Origin of the sequence: Arthrobacter sp. 'calajunan' (assembly GCF_046940185.1) — a bacterium.
Classification (GTDB): domain Bacteria; phylum Actinomycetota; class Actinomycetes; order Actinomycetales; family Micrococcaceae; genus Glutamicibacter; species Glutamicibacter soli.
Genome location: NZ_JBKZDY010000007.1, coordinates 89,726 through 106,918, shown reverse-complemented (window position 1 = coordinate 106,918; position 17,193 = coordinate 89,726). Strand labels below are relative to the sequence as shown.

At 64.3% G+C, this 17,193-nt stretch carries 14 protein-coding genes and 1 riboswitch; of the genes, 9 read left to right on the top strand and 5 right to left on the bottom strand.

What is annotated here, in order from left to right:
• Positions 1–4 precede the first annotated feature (4 nt).
• The 3 genes from RF641_RS12380 (at position 5) to acs (ending at position 4,288) form a co-directional block, all read left to right on the top strand.
• On the top strand, positions 5–574 hold the full coding sequence (locus RF641_RS12380) for an OsmC family protein (protein ID WP_424573300.1): 570 nt from the start codon (positions 5–7) through the stop codon (positions 572–574).
• A complete protein-coding gene (locus tag RF641_RS12375; protein ID WP_424573299.1) occupies positions 571–2,229 on the top strand; it encodes a sodium:solute symporter family protein in 1,659 nt (552 codons plus the stop codon). Before RF641_RS12380 ends, RF641_RS12375 begins: the two co-directional genes overlap by 4 nt.
• A gap of 70 nt (positions 2,230–2,299) precedes the next feature.
• Entirely contained in the window at positions 2,300–4,288 is a 1,989-nt protein-coding gene (acs, locus tag RF641_RS12370) for an acetate--CoA ligase (RefSeq protein WP_424573298.1), read from the top strand.
• A gap of 112 nt (positions 4,289–4,400) precedes the next feature.
• On the opposite strand, the gene RF641_RS12365 is transcribed toward acs, so the two are convergent.
• The gene (locus tag RF641_RS12365) at positions 4,401–6,284 is read right to left on the bottom strand and encodes a BCCT family transporter (RefSeq protein WP_047118117.1); all 1,884 of its coding nucleotides are present in this window, start codon (positions 6,282–6,284) and stop codon (positions 4,401–4,403) included.
• A 754-nt stretch (positions 6,285–7,038) separates the two neighbouring features.
• On the opposite strand from RF641_RS12365, the gene RF641_RS12360 reads away from it, so the two are divergent.
• A complete protein-coding gene (locus RF641_RS12360) occupies positions 7,039–7,467 on the top strand; it encodes a Fur family transcriptional regulator (RefSeq protein ID WP_424573297.1) in 429 nt (142 codons plus the stop codon).
• A gap of 94 nt (positions 7,468–7,561) precedes the next feature.
• Positions 7,562–9,745 (top strand): catalase/peroxidase HPI, encoded by a 2,184-nt coding sequence (gene katG / locus RF641_RS12355; RefSeq protein ID WP_047118118.1) that lies wholly within the window; start codon positions 7,562–7,564, stop codon positions 9,743–9,745.
• 115 nt (positions 9,746–9,860) lie between these two features.
• Here katG and RF641_RS12350 read toward each other — a convergent pair whose 3' ends face one another.
• The 3 genes from RF641_RS12350 to RF641_RS12340 all read right to left on the bottom strand — a co-directional run bounded on the left by RF641_RS12350 (position 9,861) and on the right by RF641_RS12340 (position 11,670).
• Positions 9,861–10,490, bottom strand: coding sequence for a methylated-DNA--[protein]-cysteine S-methyltransferase (locus RF641_RS12350; protein WP_424573296.1), 630 nt, complete (start codon positions 10,488–10,490; stop codon positions 9,861–9,863).
• Complete coding sequence (locus RF641_RS12345) at positions 10,487–10,984, bottom strand: RNA polymerase sigma factor (RefSeq protein WP_047118120.1); 498 nt, start codon at positions 10,982–10,984, stop codon at positions 10,487–10,489. Before RF641_RS12345 ends, RF641_RS12350 begins: the two co-directional genes overlap by 4 nt.
• A gap of 125 nt (positions 10,985–11,109) precedes the next feature.
• Positions 11,110–11,670: a histidine phosphatase family protein gene (locus RF641_RS12340; RefSeq protein ID WP_047118121.1), complete on the bottom strand. Its 561-nt coding sequence runs from the start codon at positions 11,668–11,670 to the stop codon at positions 11,110–11,112.
• A 113-nt stretch (positions 11,671–11,783) separates the two neighbouring features.
• A riboswitch (SAM riboswitch) is annotated at positions 11,784–11,878 on the top strand.
• 111 nt (positions 11,879–11,989) lie between these two features.
• Here RF641_RS12340 and RF641_RS12335 point away from each other — a divergent pair.
• Positions 11,990–13,357: an O-acetylhomoserine aminocarboxypropyltransferase/cysteine synthase family protein gene (locus RF641_RS12335; RefSeq protein ID WP_047118122.1), complete on the top strand. Its 1,368-nt coding sequence runs from the start codon at positions 11,990–11,992 to the stop codon at positions 13,355–13,357.
• Entirely contained in the window at positions 13,357–13,851 is a 495-nt protein-coding gene (locus RF641_RS12330; RefSeq protein ID WP_047118123.1) for a CoA-binding protein, read from the top strand. The genes RF641_RS12335 and RF641_RS12330 overlap by 1 nt, the downstream gene beginning before the upstream one ends.
• Before the next feature lie 75 nt (positions 13,852–13,926).
• Here the strand turns inward: RF641_RS12330 and RF641_RS12325 are convergent, their stop codons facing one another.
• Positions 13,927–14,961, bottom strand: coding sequence for an ABC transporter substrate-binding protein (locus RF641_RS12325; protein WP_047118124.1), 1,035 nt, complete (start codon positions 14,959–14,961; stop codon positions 13,927–13,929).
• A gap of 188 nt (positions 14,962–15,149) precedes the next feature.
• Here RF641_RS12325 and RF641_RS12320 point away from each other — a divergent pair, with 188 nt between their 5' ends.
• Both RF641_RS12320 and RF641_RS12315 read left to right on the top strand, forming a co-directional pair.
• Positions 15,150–16,112 (top strand): FecCD family ABC transporter permease, encoded by a 963-nt coding sequence (locus RF641_RS12320; RefSeq protein WP_161450147.1) that lies wholly within the window; start codon positions 15,150–15,152, stop codon positions 16,110–16,112.
• Positions 16,109–17,137, top strand: coding sequence for a FecCD family ABC transporter permease (locus RF641_RS12315; RefSeq protein ID WP_424573295.1), 1,029 nt, complete (start codon positions 16,109–16,111; stop codon positions 17,135–17,137). The genes RF641_RS12320 and RF641_RS12315 overlap by 4 nt, the downstream gene beginning before the upstream one ends.
• Positions 17,138–17,193 lie beyond the last annotated feature (56 nt).

Genomic DNA, 17,193 nt, shown 5'->3' with positions numbered 1-17,193 from the left:
GATCATGGCTTCTGCCGATCTGCGCCATTCCGCGCCCTCAGAAAACGCTTCGTTCAACAAACGAATTCGTGCCAAAGGAACTTGGCAGGGATCCATGCGAACGACCGTCGAAACACGCAATTTCAGCTATGACATCGACGAACCTGTGCCAGTCGGCGGTACTGATACGGCCCCGACACCCATGGAGTTCGTCATCGGAGCACTGAACGGGTGCGTCTCCGTCGTGGTAGAGCAAGTCGCCAAAGAACTCGGCGTTCCCTTCACCGCGTTGCAGACCTACGCCATCGCCACGCAGGACACGCGAGGCTTCGCGGGAACTGCGGATGTTTCGCCGTTCTTCCACTCTTGCCGGCTTGAAATCCACCTCGAAACATCACTAGCCGATGCGCTTCTGCTTGACGAGCTGAAAGCTCAGGTCCACAAACGCTGCCCTGCAATCAATCTGGTGCTCGCTGCCGGCGTCTCACTGGATACCGCATGGGTTTTCGCCGAGAAAGTTCATGAAGATGACGCGGAGACAGCATGCAACGCCGCGTTGGGTTACGCAACGCTGAAGAAGGAGGCGCGGGTATGAGCGCCGCAGGATTCTGGACTATCGGTTTCGCCCTGATCTACACCGTGCTCGTCCTGTTCGGCGGACGTATTGTGCAGCGCAGAAATGCCGCAGCCAGCGGCGGATTCTTCGTCGGCGGACGGTCCTTCAGCCCCTGGACAGTTGCGTTCTGCATCACCGGGTTGTTCTCGGGTTCGTCCTATATCGCCATCATGGAGTTGAGCTACCGCACGGGTATTTCCGCGTTGTGGTACGGCGTCGCCGAAACCGTACAGATCCTCCTCATCGCGTTGTTACTGGTCAAGCCCCTGCGCGAAAAACTGGTGGTCACGGTCACGGGTATCATCGGCGACAGGTTCGGCCGCGCGGCCAAGGGCATCTCGGGACTTATCACCGCCTTCACCTTCCCTATGTGGTCGGTGGCAACTACCATTGCTTTCGCCTCCGCACTGAGCGCCTTCACCGGCATCAGCCTGCATCTGGCAGTGATCTTCACGGCCCTGTTGCTGCTGGCTTATCTATCAGGCGGCGGCATGCGCTCGGTGGCATTCAACCAAACCATGAACTGCATCGCATTTATCGGCATGCTCCTGGTGGGCGCCTACGCAATTCTGGCCAAGCCTGGCATTGCAGGCCTCAAGGATTTCGCCGCGGCTGACCCGGCAATGTTCGATCTCGGCAACGCCGGAGTCTCGCTCATTGCAGCATGGTTCGGCACCTTCATCGTCAATGTCCCGCTGGCGCAGGCAGCCTTCCAGATGACGCTGTCCTGCCGCACCCCGGCAGACGGCCAGAAGGGCCTGTACACGGCCGCTATTTTCGGTATTCCGTTCATTCTGATCGGTGCCCTCATCGGCACTTCCGCCGCCGTCATCAACCCGAACCAGCAGCTTCCGCTGGTTGCGATCCCGCACTACCTTGAACAGGTGCTCCCTGCGCCGCTGGTTGGATTGTTCTTCCTGGGGGTCTGGGCCTGCGCCATGGGCTGGGCTGGACCATGCCAGTTCTCCGGCGCCACGTCGATGGGCAAGGACTTTGGCAGCGCGGTCAATCCGAAGGCGAGCGAAGCACAGCTCATTCGCTATACCCGCTGGTCATTGGTGGCTTTGACCGCCTTGATGATCATCTTCAGCATCCTGCGCACCGAGCAGTCGGCCTGGTGGAACATCCTTGCCTGGACCCTGCGCAACGGCGCAACTCTGGCCCCGGTACTTGCCGTGTTCTTCTGGCCGCTGGCCACCCGAAAGGCTGTCTACGCTTCCATGATTACCGGTTTCACCGCCGGCGTACTCTGGAACCATGTCGGCGGCTGGTCCGCCACGGCATTCTTCTTGGGGACGCATCCGGTCTGGGTCGGCATGATCGCAAACCTGACGACTCTGGTTCTCGTGACCTTGGCAACCACCCGCTGGCAGCTGAATGCGGCTCCATCCCGACGCCGTATCTCGCTTCGGTTTACGGCGGGCGCCGTGGCCGCACTGGTCGCCCTACTGCTGAGCTACGACTGGCTCAAGGGCTACGGCCTGGTCGGTATGGGCATCTTCATTGTTGTTTTCTGCAGCTCGATGGCACTGTTCTTCGGCACCGAATCCACTGCCCGCAAGGAACAGTCCACCGAATCGCCAGATGGATTTGCCGAAACCGATTCACCGGCCCCAACGGCACAAACCGTATAACCGCATCACGCACGCGATTCACACCCTTCCAACGGGCCACTAGCTCGCGTCCACCCAACCTGGAGAAAATATGGCTGACATCTTGTCCGCTCCTGTATTAGACAAAATTTCATCCGACCAAGATCTCACCAACCGGGACAAAGCCCGCCACGAATTCTGGGACGAGGCGGCAAACCTTCTGGATTGGGAAACCCCCTGGCACACTACCAGCCAGATCATTCCGGCGGATCCCCAGGCCCAGCGCGGCCCGCAGATCTCCTGGTATCTGGGCGGCACGCTGAACGCCGCAGTGAACTGCGCGGACCGCCACGTGGCCGCCGGCAACGGGGACAAGGTGGCCCTGTACTTCGAGGGCGAACCGGGCGACCGCATCGCGGTCACCTACAAGAACCTGCAAGAACGCGTCTCGCAGGCCGCCAACGCGCTGCTGGAGCTGGGCATCACCAAGGGCGACCGCGTGGTCATCTACCTGCCGGTGCTCATCGAAACCGTGGTGATCACCTTGGCCTGCGCCCGCATCGGCGCCATCCACTCGCTGGTCTTCGGCGGGTTCTCCGCAGAGGCCCTGAAATTCCGCGTGGAAGACACCAAGGCGAAGCTGCTGGTCACCACCGACGGGCAGTTCCGCCGCGGCACCTCGGTGCCGGTGAAGGACAATGCCGACCAGGCCGTGTCCGGGGAGAACAGCATCGAGAAGGTGCTGGTCATCCGCCGCACCGGCGATGACATCGCTTGGACCGAAGGCCGCGACGTGTGGTGGCACGAGGTCGTCGAGACCCAGTCCACCGAGCACACCCCACAGTTCTTCGACTCCGAGACGCCGCTGTTCATCATGTACACCTCCGGAACCACCGGCCAGCCCAAGGGCCTGGTGCACACCACCGGCGGCTACCTCACCCAGGCGGCCTACAGCTACAACCTGCTGTTCGCCAACCCCGACCGGACCCAGCGCGCCGACGACGTGCACTGGTGCACCGCGGACCTGGCCTGGGTCACCGCGCACACCTACGAGATCTACGGTCCACTGGCCAACGGCGTCACCCAGGTCATCTATGAGGGCGTGCCGAATGCCCCGCACCCGGGACGCCACTTCGAGATCATCGAACGCTACCGCGTGACCAGCTACTACACCGCGCCGACCCTGGTCCGTTCGCTGATGGGCTGGTTCCCGGACGGCATCCCTGCCAGCTATGACCTGTCCTCGATCAAGATCGGCGGCACCGTAGGCGAATCGGTGAACCCCGAGGCCTGGCGCTGGCTGCGCTCCCAGGTAGGCCGCGACACCGCCGAAGGCATCGCCATGGTGGATACCTGGTGGCAGTCGGAGTCCGGGGCGACCATCCTCTCCCCGCTGCCCACCGACACCCACTTCAAGCCGGGCTGCGCCGCGCGCGCCCTGCCCGGGGTGAGCGTGGACATCGTGGATGCAGCGGGGAACACCGTGGGGCCGAACCAGCAGGGAAACATCGTCATCACCGAGACCGGGCCGTCCATGGCCCGCACCGTGTGGGGCAACCCGCAGCGCTACTACACCAGCTACTGGCAGCAATACGTCGAGCAGGGCTGGTTCCTCGCCGGGGACGGCGCGCGCTTCGATGAGGACGGGGACATCTACATCCTCGGCCGCACGGACGACGTGATCAACATTTCCGGGCACCGGCTGTCCACCATCGAGATCGAGTCGGCACTGGTCACCAACGCCGGCGTGGTGGAGGCCGGGGTCTGCCCGACCCAGGATGCCAAGACCGGGCATGCGGCCACCGCGTTCGTGGTCCCGCTGGACAAGTCGCTGATCGCGCTGGATCCCGATGAGGCCACCGCCGCACGCCAGGCCGAGTTCATCGCCCAGTTGCGCGGCACCGTGGCCGCTCAGATCGGCCCGATCGCCAAGCCGCGCGATGTGGTGCTGGTTCCGGACGTCCCGAAGACCCGCTCGGGGAAGATCATGCGGCGCCTGCTCACCCAGCTCTTCGAGGGCACCACGCTGGGCGACACGACAAGCCTGCAAAATGAGCCGTGCATCCCGGAAATCAACGAGATCTGCCGCGCCCGGGGCTGACCGCAGCCGCTGTCCGCACTGATTAGAAGCTGGCCGGGCCCGTGCACCATGCACGGGCCCGGCCAGCTTGTTCAGTTCCGGTTGCCTTGCCGGGGCAGCCCATCAGTCGGTGTCAGGATTTCTTCGGATCGCCGGGCTTCGGCCCGGCCGTGTCGGTTGGCTCGGTTGGGTCAGCTGGTTCGGTGGCCAGCAGCACTTCGCGCTCTTCCACCACCGTCCCGTCCTCGGTGCCCAGCTTCGCCGCCTCGACCACCGGAATCTCGGTGGTCATCAGACTGAATCCGCCGCCCTCATGGCGGTCCACGCCGCGCGAGACCGAATTCTCCAGGACCTGTCGCGCCACGGTGCTGCGCAGCACCAGCGGATCCTTGCTCAGGTCCTTCCAGATGGCCACGCACAACAGAAGCATCACGACGACAAACGGCAGCGCCGACACAATGGTGATGTTCTTCAGGCCGTTCAGCGCTTCGGCTGGATTGTCGCCGCCGGCCAGCAGCATCACGGCAGCCACCGCTCCGGTGGCCACACCCCAGAAGACGACCGATTTCCGCGTGGGGTTCTCGGCGCCCTTCTCGCTCAGGGCGCCCATCACGATGGACGCGGAGTCCGCTCCAGTGACGAAGAAGATCGCGATGAGCAGCACTGCCAGCACCATCAGCACTACCGACACCCATCCGGCAACCGGAAGCTGGCCCAGCATGTCGAAGAGAATCAGGTCGAAGTTGATGTCCGGCGCGCCGTCCACGATCTGCGCCAACTGCGCCGAGGTATCCCCGGCACGCTCCGCGCGCTCCTGGATGCCGATGGCTCCGCCGCCGAAGATCGCGAACCACAGCAGAGTCACCGTGGAAGGCACCAGCAGCACGCCGGTCACGAACTGGCGGATGGTGCGGCCGCGGGAAATACGCGCGATGAACAGGCCCACGAACGGGGTCCAGGAGACCCACCAGGCCCAGTAGAACACGGTCCACGAGGACAGCCAGGAGGAAACCGCTTCATCGCCCGAGGCCGCGGTGCGCGAGGCCATCTGCGGCAGGTCGCCGATGAACGAACCGATGGCGTTCGGGATGACGTTGAGGATGAACAGGGTCGGCCCGCCGATGAACACGATCAGGGCGAGGATCACTGCCAGCACCATATTGGTGTTCGACAGCCATTGGATGCCGCGCTCGATGCCGGAGACCGCCGAGGCCACGAACAGCGCCGTAAGGATCGCGATGATCACGACCAGGACTCCGGATCCGACCTTTTCCATCATGCCGGTGGCCTGGATGCCGCCGCCGATCTGCAACGCGCCCAACCCCAGGGAACAGGCCGAGCCGAACAGCGTGGCGATGATGGCCAGGATGTTGATGACGCGGCCGCCCCATCCATGGATGGCCCGGTCGCCGAAGATCGGGGTGAACATCGAGGAGAACAGCTGCGGGCGCCCCAGGCGGAAACTGCCGTAGGCCATGCCCAGGCCCACGATTGCATACATGGCCCACGGGAACAGGGTCCAATGGAACAGCGTGGTGCCCATGGCGGTGCTCAGCGCCGCATCCGTCTGCCCCTCGACGGTTCCCGGTGGAGGGGACATGTAGAAGAACAGGGGTTCGCCGACACCGTAGAACACCAGTCCGATGCCCATGCCGGTTGCGAACATCATGGAAATCCACGACACCGTGCTGAATTGAGGTTTCTCGTCGTCCTTGCCCAGCGGGATGCGGCCGAAGTTCTTGGCCGCCACGACGATGGCGAAGACGGCGAAGACCGAGGCGGCGATGATGAACAGCCAGCCCGTATTGGTAATGACCCAGTCAAGGGCTGCGTCCGCTACTGTGCCCAGTCCATCGGGCGTGATGAAACCCCAGATGATGAAGGCCAGTGCGAGTGCTCCGGCAATGCCGAACACCCAGTAGTCGGTGCCTTCGAGCTTGTACTTCTTCGGCTTACGCTGCCGAGCTGAGTGCAGCTCGCCAACGATCTCTTCTATTGATTGGTCACTCTGCTTCATTGCGTTCTTTCCCCACCAGCCAGGCAGGGGCCGAGCATATCGGCCACCTGACTATCGGGGGCGCCAGCTCCCTTGCGGGGGAACGCCATCCGGCTAGTGCATTCGGTTGAGGATTGCTTTGACTGCTTCGGTTCACTGAATCCAAGATCGACCCGCGGCACACGATGAAAGCTTGCGTGCTTGTGCCCATACTCTACGTACAAACCAGGCAATTTGGCGGAAATTATTTGTCGAACCTTGGCTCAAACGGGCCCAATTAGGGCTTTTCCATCTTTAGCGAGATCGACAGCAAGGTCAAACTTCACAAATCAGTCAGCGCTTCTATTCCACGGAATTACAATCGATGTTTCCCGTGACTAGAGGGATGCAGGCATCAAATGTGAGCTTCGTCGCCGGTTGAATTTGTCTAATTTATACCGCAATAAAGTTGGATATATTCGGATATTTTCGACAAAGGATTTTTGAAAGATTGCAGAAAACTTTTTCTCATGATCGTGAATTCAAGAAATTCACACCGCTCAAAGATGCCCCGCTACGCCCGAGAGCGGCGCCCGCCACCTCGAAGCGCGCAGTTCCGTGGCCACCACATGGATCAAGGAGAGTCGGGATCCCTGAAACCAATTACATCCATGGAGACGCATATATACATGTCAAGCGATATTCGAGAACATTCATCCCTTGTTCGGAAAAAAGTAACCCGCAACACACCAATTCTTATCTTGACTCATTCAAAATAAGTAGGCATGCTTGAGACATGACATCAAAGGCAGGGATCGAGCAGGTGCTGAAAGAGGCATCCATGCGGGTGACGCAACCTCGTGTTGCGGTACTCGCGGCGGTGACTGCGAACCCCCATGCCGACACCGAAACCATTATTTCGGCTGTGCATGAGGAGCATCCGCATGTGTCCCACCAGGCGGTATACGACTCGCTCAAGCTCTTCACGAGTCTGGGTGTTGTGCGGCAGATCCAGCCTCAGGGGCACATCGCCCGCTATGAGACCCGCGTTGACGACAATCACCACCATGTGGTGTGTCGCTCCTGCGGGCATTTGGCGGATGTCGATTGTTCGGTCGGGGCAGCTCCGTGTTTGCACGCCTCAGACGATCACGGCTTCCAGATAGATGAAGCCGAAGTGATCTACTGGGGCAAATGCCCGGATTGCCAAGCCTTGAACAGCTGAAAAGCACCCCTTAGTTCCCAAGCCCCGCCGGATGGGCTGAAAGCCTCCCGGCGGACGCTGCCCCAAAAACCCCTTAAACCGGAAGGAAGAGCATATGTCTGAGACGACAGCAGGTCAGTGCCCAGTAGTCGGCGCTGGCCGAGTGCACCCAACCCAGGGCAACGCCAACACCGAGTGGTGGCCGAGCAAGCTGAACCTGAAGATCCTGGCCAAGAACCAGCAGGTTTCGAACCCGCTGGACGAGGACTTCGACTACACCGAGGCCTTCAGCGCCCTCGACTTGGCGGCCGTCAAGGCCGATCTGGCTGAAATCATGACCCAGTCCCACGACTGGTGGCCAGCAGACTTCGGACACTACGGTCCGTTCTTCATCCGCATGGCATGGCACTCCGCCGGCACCTACCGCTCCCACGACGGCCGTGGCGGCGGCGGCGCAGGCCAGCAGCGCTTCGCGCCACTGAACTCGTGGCCGGACAACGTGTCGCTGGATAAGGCTCGCCGTCTGCTGTGGCCAGTGAAGAAGAAGTACGGCCAGGCCATCTCCTGGGCCGACCTGATCCTGCTTGCCGGCAACGTGGCTCTCGAAGACATGGGCTTCGAGACCTTCGGTTTCGGCGGCGGACGCAAGGACGTCTGGGAAGCTGACGACGACGTCTACTGGGGCCCGGAGAAGGTGTGGCTGGACAACGAGCGCTACACCGGCAAGCGTGACCTGGAAGCCCCGCTGGCTGCAGTCCAGATGGGTCTGATCTACGTCAACCCTGAGGGCCCGGACGGCAACCCGGATCCGCTGGCTTCGGCCATCGACATCCGCGAAACCTTCCGCCGCATGGGCATGAACGACGAAGAGACCGTAGCCCTGATCGCCGGCGGCCACACCTTCGGCAAGACCCACGGCGCCCACGCCGATGACAAGATCGGCCCGGATCCGGAAGCAGCCCCGCTGGAAATGCAGGGCCTGGGCTGGAAGAACGGCCACGGCACCGGCAAGGGCGCGGACACCGTGACTTCCGGCCTCGAGGTCACCTGGACCTACCACCCAACCCGTTGGGACAACGAGTTCTTCCACATCCTCTTCGCCTACGAGTGGGAGCTCTTCGAGTCCCCGGCAGGTGCCAAGCAATGGCGCCCGGTCAACGGCGGCGGCGCAGGCCTGGTCCAGCCGGCATTCGATACCCTGGAGCACCGCGAACCGCGCATGCTGACCAGCGACCTGGCTCTGCGCTTCGACCCGATCTACGGCCCGATCTCCAAGAACTTCAAGGAGAACCCGGACCAGTTCGCCGATGCCTTCGCCCGTGCCTGGTTCAAGCTGACCCACCGCGACATGGGCCCGAAGTCCCGCTACTTCGGCCCGGAGGTTCCGGCCGAGGATCTGCTCTGGCAGGATCCGCTGCCGGCAGCTCCTGAGGTCACCCTGGGTGCCAAGGAAATCGCCGAGCTGAAGTCCCTGATCAACGGCGCCGAACTGTCGGTGCAGCAGCTGGTCTCCACCGCGTGGAAGGCCGCAGCGACCTTCCGTTCCTCGGACAAGCGAGGCGGCGTCAACGGCGGCCGCATCCGCCTGGAGCCGCAGGTTTCGTGGTCGGTCAACCAGCCAGCGCAGCTGAAGCCGGTGATCGCCAAGCTCGAGGAAATCGTTGACCAGTTCAACGCCACCTCCGAGATCAAGGCTTCCTTCGCCGATGTCGTGGTCCTGGCCGGCAACGTGGGTGTCGAGCAGGCTGCCCTGGCCGCAGGCCAGCAGGTAGAAGTTCCGTTCACCCCGGGTCGCGTAGACGCCACCCAGGAGCAGACCGACGTCGAGCAGTTCGCCTGGCTGGAGCCGGTCGCCGACGGCTTCCGCAACTACGACTCGGGCTTCCTGGACCTGCCAAGCGAGTACCTGCTGATCGACCGCGCGAACCTGCTGGGCCTGTCGGCTCCGGAGATGACCGTGCTGCTCGGCGGCCTGCGCGTTATCGGCAATAACTGGGACGGCTCCAACCTGGGCGTCTTCACCGACACCCCGGGCGCACTGACCAACGACTTCTTCGCGAACCTGCTGGAGCTCGGCCTGGAGTGGACCCCGTCGGCAGACGAGCAGACCTACACCACCACCGACGGCCGTTGGACCGGCAGCCGCGTGGATCTGGTCTTCGGTTCCAACTCCGAGCTGCGCGCCCTCGCCGAGGTATACGCTTCGGACGATGCCAAGGAGAAGTTCGTCAAGGACTTCGCAGCGGCTTGGGCCAAGCTCATGGACGCAGACCGCTTCGAGCTGGCCCGCAAGAACTAGTTCCCTTGCGCTAGCTTCTAGCTGAGAAGCCGGTGGCCGCCGCCTTCCTTCGGGAAGGCGGCGGCCACCGGTCTCTTCATTTGCAGTTGCTGCCGGCACAGTGTTGGCGGCATGCTCAGAACAGGGTGGCTTCGCCGCCGCCGAATTCCGGGTTCTCCAGCTTCAGCAGCTGCGTTTTCACGCCCAGTCCCCCGAGGTAGCCGCCCAGCGAACCGTCCGTGCGCAGCACGCGGTGGCACGGAAGCACAATGGGCAGCGGGTTCGTGGCGCAGGCCGAGCCGACGGCCCGCACCGCCTTCGGCTTGCCGATGTGCTCGGCCACTTGGGCGTAGCTCTGGGTCTGCCCGTAGGCGATGCGGCCCAGCTCCAGTTGCACCTGCCGACGGAACTCGGTGGAAAGCCGCAGGTCCAGCGGCAGGCTGAACTCCTGCAGCGCGCCGGAGAAGTATTGGTCGAGCTGCCTGGCCGCGTCGTCGAGCGATCTGTCGTCCTTCAGGATCCGCGGGCCCACCTTGTGCGCCAGGACATCGAGGATGCGCTCATGCCCCTCGGTTTCAAAGGCCACCCGGACCAGCCCGGCCTCCGTGGAGGCCAGCAGCAGCCCTCCGATCGGGCTGTCGACAATGCGGTAGGAGATCTCGATCAACTGCTGGCGGCGGGCATCATGAACAAATTTTTTGTTCAATTCGGCCAGGATCCGCTCTTCGTCCTGCGTCGCCGGGAAGGCGGTAGTCCGTTCGCTCATGACAACTCCTCCAGCATCTGCGCGTGCTTCCAATGGGCACGCAGGTTCTTGATTCCGTCGCTGCCCGCGCGGCGGGCGGCCGCTTCGGAACCTGAAAGGATCTGCGAGATCTGCGCGTAGCTCAACCCGCCCAGGTACCGGTAGGCGAGCACGAAACGCTGCTTCTGAGGCAGCGCCTTGACCGCCTGCCACAGTTCTCCATCCATGATCCTGGCTTCGGGCCGTCCCGCCTGCCCGACTTCTGTCTCGGGCAGCACCTCGGCCAACACCTCGGACGGGTTCTTGCGCAGTTCGTCGATGGCCTTGCGATGGGCGATGGTGACCAGCCAGGCCTGCACGTTGGCATCATCCGGCAGATCCGGATAGGCCTTGAGCGCGGCTAGGAACGTTTCCGACCACGCATCCTGGGCGCGATGCTCATCCAGCAGGGCACGGCACACACGCAGCACGGCCAGCCCATGGTCCTGGACAATCCGTTCGAACGGTATCTGCATGGCTCTCCCGGCAGCTGCTTCCCCTTGCGGGCTCTCACCTTGTAAACGTACCGCAGGCGCCGTTTGTGAGGTCGGGAGCGAAAATTTTTTGCTCCGCGGCGCCAAGGCGCAATCGGAGAAGCCAGCTACAGGCGCACCGTGTCCAAGTCAGCGGCGATTTCTTCCAGCCGCTTCAGGTCGATGTCGATCACTTCGCCGTTCTCCACGCCCTGGGGCTGCCGGCTTCCGGCGAGCGCGTCGCGGATAGTGCGCATGGTCGCGCCGTGGCTGACGACCATGATCCTGCGCCCCGCGTGCTCCTGCACCAGCTGGAGCAGCGCAGGCAGCGCCCGGTCAAGGATCTGCTGGTGGGTTTCCAGTTCGTGCTGCACCTCGGCGGCTTCCAGATCGCTGACCTCGGCCATGATGCGCCCCTCCAGCGGGCCGAAACTGCGCTCGGTCAGGGTGTGCACCGCCGGTCCGGTCTCCGCCCCAAGCTGCTCGGCGATCAGCGCCGCAGTCTGTTGGGCGCGGGCCAGCGGGGAGGCCAGCAGCAGATCCCAGCCTTTGCCCTTCAGGAAGCGCCCCAGGCTGCGTGCTTGGTGGCGTCCGGTCTCGTTCAGCTCGATATCGGTGCGGCCCTGCAGGCGGCCAGCCAGGTTCCAGTCGGTCTGCCCATGTCGTACCAATGCCAGCGCGGTGTCCATGACTCGAGCATAAGCGCAGCGCAAAGGTATCGAAGAATCTGTGGCGAGGGAAGCAATACGCAACGTTACGACTCATAGTTGGGTCATTTTCGGTCATGTTGCGAAGATTGTTACAACCATCCCGAGCGGCCGAGAGATCTGGTTCGATGACGCCGCAGCAACCTGCCACAGCCGGTGGATACGGTGCTACCGCCAGAAACGATGGAGCTGCTTTCCGCCTACCCGGCGTTCAAGCGACATTGACCGGGATTCCTGCCTCGATGGCTTCTGTGTTCGGCACGGAGGCCAAGAACGTATCGACAAGGAGTCATAAGCCACCATGGCAGACCACAAGTTTGGATTCCGCACCCGCGCGCTGCACGCCGGAGGCACCCCCGATGCCGAGCACGGCGCCCGCGCGGTGCCGATCTACCAGAGCACCTCGTTCGTCTTCAAGGACGCCGACGATGCCGCGAACCTGTTCGCCCTGCAGAAGTACGGGAACATCTATTCGCGCATCGGCAACCCGACCGTTGCCGCGTTCGAGGAACGCATGGCCTCGCTGGAAGGCGGCCTCGGCGCGGTAGCCACCGGCTCCGGCATGGCCGCGGAGTTCGTCACCTTCGCCGCGCTGGCCCAGGCCGGCGACCACATCGTGGCCTCGGCCAAGCTCTACGGCGGCACCATTACGCAGCTGGACGTCTCGCTGCGCCGCTTCGGCATCGACACCACCTTCGTCGACTCCAACGACCCGGCCGATTTCGAGGCGGCGATCGGCGAGAACACCAAGGCCGTCTACACCGAGGTCGTGGCCAACCCTTCCGGAGACATCGCGGACCTGGCCGGACTGGCCGAGGTGGCGCACCGCCACGACATCCCGCTGGTGGTCGACTCCACGCTGACTCCGCCGTACATCCTGCGCCCGATCGAGCACGGCGCGGACATCGTGATCCACTCGGCCACCAAGTTCATCGGCGGCCACGGCACGACCCTGGGTGGCGTGGTCATCGAATCAGGCACCTTCAACTGGGGCAACGGCAAGTTCCCGACCATGACCGAGCCGGTGGCCAGCTACGGCAACGTCTCCTGGTGGGCCAACTTCGGCGAATATGGTTTCCTGACCAAGCTGCGCAGCGAGCAGCTGCGCGACTTCGGCCCGGCGCTGCCGGCGCAGTCGGCCTTCCAGCTGCTGCAGGGCTTGGAGACCCTGCCCCAGCGCATGGACAACCACCTTTCCAACGCCAAGCAGGTCGCCGCCTGGCTGGAAGCCGACGAGCGAGTCACCTACGTGAACTACGCGGGGCTGGAATCCCACCCGCAGCACGAGCAGGCAGCCAAGCTGCTGCCGATGGGCGTCGGCTCGGTCTTCAGCTTCGGCGTCAAGGGCGGCCGCGAGGCCGGCGCCAAGTTCATCGACGCGCTGCAGCTGGCAAGCCACCTGGCGAACATCGGCGACGCCCGCACCCTGGTGCTGCACCCCGCCTCAACCACCCACCAGCAGCTCAGCGCCGAACAGCTGGTCGCCGCCGGCGTTCCGGAAGACCTGATCCGCCTGTCGGTCGGCCTGGAGGACGTCGAGGACATCCTCTGGGACCTCGACCAGGCGCTGGCCGCCTCGCAGGAAGGCACGCTGGAGTCCGACTTCGCGGCACCGGCCTACGACGGAGCATCCTGCGCCGTTCCCGCCGCTTCGAAGGGAGCGAACTAATGAGCACCGCTGAACGCACCTGGCAGGGCCCGGGCGCCGCGCAGCGCCTGAACATCCTGCGCGACACCAAGACCATCGCGATTGTCGGCGCCTCGAACAAGCCCTCGCGGGCCAGCTACTTCGTGGCCACCTACCTGCTGTCCTCCTCGAAGTACAAGGTGTACTTCATCAACCCGGTGCTGGACGAGATCCTGGGCCAGCCGGTGTACAAGTCGCTGGCCGACCTGCCGGAGTCCCCGGACCTGGTCGAGGTGTTCCGCAAGCACGAGGACATCCCGGGCGTGCTGGACGAGGCGCTGGCGGTCGGGGCGAAGACCCTGTGGCTGCAGCTGGGCACCTGGCATGAAGAAGTGGCCCACCGTGCCGAGGCCGCGGGCCTGAACGTGGTCATGGACCGCTGCGTGAAGATCGAGCATGCCCGCTTCCACGGCGGGCTGCGCCTGGCCGGATTCAACACCGGCGTGATTTCCTCCAAGCGCCAGCTGCTGGCCTAGGGAATCTCCGGGACGAACACGGCGGTGCCGCCCTTCTGAATGAAGGGCGGCACCGCTGTGTTGTCTTTTTCGGCGCTACTTGACCAAGTAGCCGCGCAGGTCGTCCAGGATCTGGTTGGCGCCGGTCGGGCCCAGGCCCAGGAACCAGACGTCGTCGTTCACGCGGATGGCCTGGCCGTCCTTGACCGCCTGCATCTGGCCCCAGAGCGGACCTTCCACCGCGGCCTTCTCGCCGGTGGCTTCCGGGGTTCCGTAGGAGGTGTAGAACAGCCAGTCGGAGTCGGCATCCGCCAGGTTCTCCGCGGAGATTTCTGCGGCCAGGTCGTCGATGTCCTGGTTGTCCGGACGAGAGAATCCGGCGTCGGCCAGGATCACGCCGATCAGAGACTTGTTGGCATACAGGCGGATCTTCTCCGGCATGAAGCGCAGCAGCGAGATCTTCGGATCGCCCTCGACGTCTTCGTTCAGCGCGGTGGCCTTGGCCTGGTAGTCGTTCAGCACGGAAACCGCCTTGGTTTCCTCGCCCAGCGCCTCGCCGGCCAGCAGGAAGTTCTCCTTCCACGGGAAGCCCGGGCGGATGGAGAAGACGGTCGGGGCGATCTGGTTGAGCTGGCTGTACAGCTTGTCTGCGCGCAGCTGGGAGCCGATGATCAGATCCGGGTTCAGCGCGGCGATGGCCTCCAGGTTCAGCTCCTGGATGGTGCCCACGGTCTTGGCATCCTTGACCTCGTCGGCCAGGTAGCTCGGCACGGAGTTCGCGCCCTCGGTGGACGGGATGCCTACCGGGGTGACGCCCAGGGAGAGCACCGCGTCCAGCTCACCGGTATCCAGCACGACCACGCGCTGCGGTTTGGCCTGGATTTCGGTGGTGCCGTTGGCGTGGGTCACGGTGCGGGGGAACTGGCCGGCTTCGGCATCCGAGCCGAACTTGGCGGTTTCCTCATCCGCGGTCGTGAAGCTCTGGCCGCCTACGGCAACGTCCTTGTTACCGGCGTTGGAGTCCGAGGTGCTGGTGGCTGCGCCGCAGCCGGCGGTGACTGCAACCATGAGTGCAGCGGTGGCGCCGAGGATGGTGCGGCCCCACGAAGTACGAGTGTTCAAGAAATTCACAACGCCAATATACCGTATTCAGTTGCGCACCTTGATAGGTAAGCATCATCTACTGCAACATTCACGATAAGGTGTTCCAGTCACCATTCTCAGCGTGAAAGTGCGACCCCCACACCGTGAAGACCTTATCTCCACCCGATGATTTGCAACGTAGCAAGTCACCGAGCAAACATTTGTTGATTCTCGGGATGCTGGCGGTCCTGCTGGTCGCTCTGGCCACCGTGTCGCTGACCATCGGCTCAAAATCCCTGAGCCTGCAACAAATTTTTTCCGCGCTGGCAGATCCCGTGGAGTCCGTTGAGCGCAGCCTCATCCTGTCCTCGCGGCTGCCGCGCGCGCTGCTGGCAGTCTTCGCCGGCGCCGGGCTGGGTGTGGCAGGGTTGCTGGCCCAGTCGCTGACACGCAACCCGCTGGCCGAACCGGGCATCCTGGGTGTCAACGCCGGCGCCTCGCTGGCCATCGTGACCGCTGTCGGGTTCCTGGGCGTCTCGGGGTTCGCCGGCTATGTCCCCTTCGCCTTCCTCGGCGCCCTGCTCACCGCAGCGCTGGTCTACCTGATCGGCCGTCCCCGCGCGGGTTCCTCGGACCCGGTGCGTCTGGTGCTCTCGGGTGTAGCCATCGGCGCGATCTTCACCGGACTTGGCACCGCCCTGTCGCTGGTGCGCCCGCAGGCCTTCGACCAGCTGCGCGCCTGGACCATCGGTTCGCTGCAGGGCCGGGACGCCTCCATCATCGTTCCGCTGGCGCTGCTGACCGCCGTCGGAATCCTGCTCGCTGCGCTCTGCGCGCGGTCGCTGGACGGGCTGGCGCTCGGAGACGACGCGGCCACCGCGCTGGGCGTGAACGTGCGCAACACCCGCATCCTGGTGCTGATCGCCATCACCATCCTGGCTGCCTCGGCCACCGCCGCGGTGGGCGCCATCGGCTTCATCGGCCTGATGGCGCCGCATGCCGCGCGCCGGCTGGCAGGTTCCGGCACCGGCTGGGTCATGGCCTACACCTGCCTGCTGGCACCCATGCTCCTGCTCGTCGCGGACGTGCTGGGCCGCGTCATGCTTCCCGGCGAGCTGCAGGCCGGCGTGGTCTGCGCGTTCATCGGCGCGCCGCTGCTGATCATGCTGGCCCGCAGTCCCAAGGCGGCGGCCCTGTGAGCATCGTATCGACCAACAAGACCCGGAGTCTCAAGCGTTCCACCCGCTCCCGCTCGGTCGGGCTTGCCCTGGCGGCCGCCGTCCTGCTGGCCACCGTCTTCGCGGTATCCGGCGGCGAGTACTCCCTCAGCCCGTGGCGGGTCCTGACGGTTCTCTTCGGCGGCGGCGAGGGGCTGGAGACCACCGTCGTCTGGCAATGGCGCATGCCCCGGGCGACCGCCGCACTGGTCTTCGGCGCCGCCCTGGCCGTGTCCGGCGCGGTCTTCCAGACGCTGACCCGCAACCCGCTGGGCTCCCCCGACATCATCGGCTTCTCCACCGGCGCCTACACCGGGGCGCTGGTGGTGCTGACGGTGGTCGGCGGCGGATTCCTCGCCACCAGCCTCGGCGCGCTGGCCGGCGGCCTGCTGACCGCCTTCGTGGTGTACCTGCTGGCCTGGCGCAACGGCACCCACGGATTCCGGCTGATCCTGGTGGGCATCGGCGTCTCCGCGGTGCTTGCCTCGTTCAACCACTACCTGGTACTGCGCGCGGAACTGGACGTGGCCATGGCCGCCGCAGTGTGGGGCGCCGGCACCCTGAACGGCGTGACCTGGGCCGGGGTGATTCCCGTGTCGATTGTCGTGCTGGCCTCCCTGGCCGCGGTGCTTGTCGGCTCGAAGTCCCTGCAGATGCTGCAGATGGGCGACGACCTGGCCAGCGCCCTGGGCATGAAGGTCGAGCGCACCAAGCTGGTGCTGGTGACGCTGGCGGTCCTGCTGGTTTCCGCGGTGACCGCCCTGGCCGGCCCGATCGCTTTCGTTGCGCTGGTCGCCCCGCAGCTGGCGCGGCGCCTGGTGGGCGGGGGCTCGTTGAACCTGATCCCGACGGCGCTGACCGGGGCCTTCCTGCTGGCGCTGGGAGACCTGCTGGCCCAGCGGCTTTTCGCCCCGATCCAGCTGCCGGTAGGTGTGGTCACCGTCTGCATCGGCGGCATCTACCTGGTGTACCTGCTCAATCGCGGAACCCAGAAGGTCCGCGGGTAGCACCCCGCACGCCCGACTGAGACCCAAGGCACATTTATCCCCGGAATTCCGGTGGT

What these genes read in the sequence shown, in the direction of transcription:
- RF641_RS12380 (WP_424573300.1), top strand. Translation starts at nt 5, where the DNA reads ATGGCTTCTGCCGATCTGCGCCATTCCGCGCCCTCAGAAAACGCTTCG.
- RF641_RS12375 (WP_424573299.1), top strand. Translation starts at nt 571, where the DNA reads ATGAGCGCCGCAGGATTCTGGACTATCGGTTTCGCCCTGATCTACACC.
- acs (WP_424573298.1), top strand. Translation starts at nt 2,300, where the DNA reads ATGGCTGACATCTTGTCCGCTCCTGTATTAGACAAAATTTCATCCGAC.
- RF641_RS12365 (WP_047118117.1), bottom strand. Translation starts at nt 6,284, where the DNA reads ATGAAGCAGAGTGACCAATCAATAGAAGAGATCGTTGGCGAGCTGCAC.
- RF641_RS12360 (WP_424573297.1), top strand. Translation starts at nt 7,039, where the DNA reads ATGACATCAAAGGCAGGGATCGAGCAGGTGCTGAAAGAGGCATCCATG.
- katG (WP_047118118.1), top strand. Translation starts at nt 7,562, where the DNA reads ATGTCTGAGACGACAGCAGGTCAGTGCCCAGTAGTCGGCGCTGGCCGA.
- RF641_RS12350 (WP_424573296.1), bottom strand. Translation starts at nt 10,490, where the DNA reads ATGAGCGAACGGACTACCGCCTTCCCGGCGACGCAGGACGAAGAGCGG.
- RF641_RS12345 (WP_047118120.1), bottom strand. Translation starts at nt 10,984, where the DNA reads ATGCAGATACCGTTCGAACGGATTGTCCAGGACCATGGGCTGGCCGTG.
- RF641_RS12340 (WP_047118121.1), bottom strand. Translation starts at nt 11,670, where the DNA reads ATGGACACCGCGCTGGCATTGGTACGACATGGGCAGACCGACTGGAAC.
- RF641_RS12335 (WP_047118122.1), top strand. Translation starts at nt 11,990, where the DNA reads ATGGCAGACCACAAGTTTGGATTCCGCACCCGCGCGCTGCACGCCGGA.
- RF641_RS12330 (WP_047118123.1), top strand. Translation starts at nt 13,357, where the DNA reads ATGAGCACCGCTGAACGCACCTGGCAGGGCCCGGGCGCCGCGCAGCGC.
- RF641_RS12320 (WP_161450147.1), top strand. Translation starts at nt 15,150, where the DNA reads ATGCTGGCGGTCCTGCTGGTCGCTCTGGCCACCGTGTCGCTGACCATC.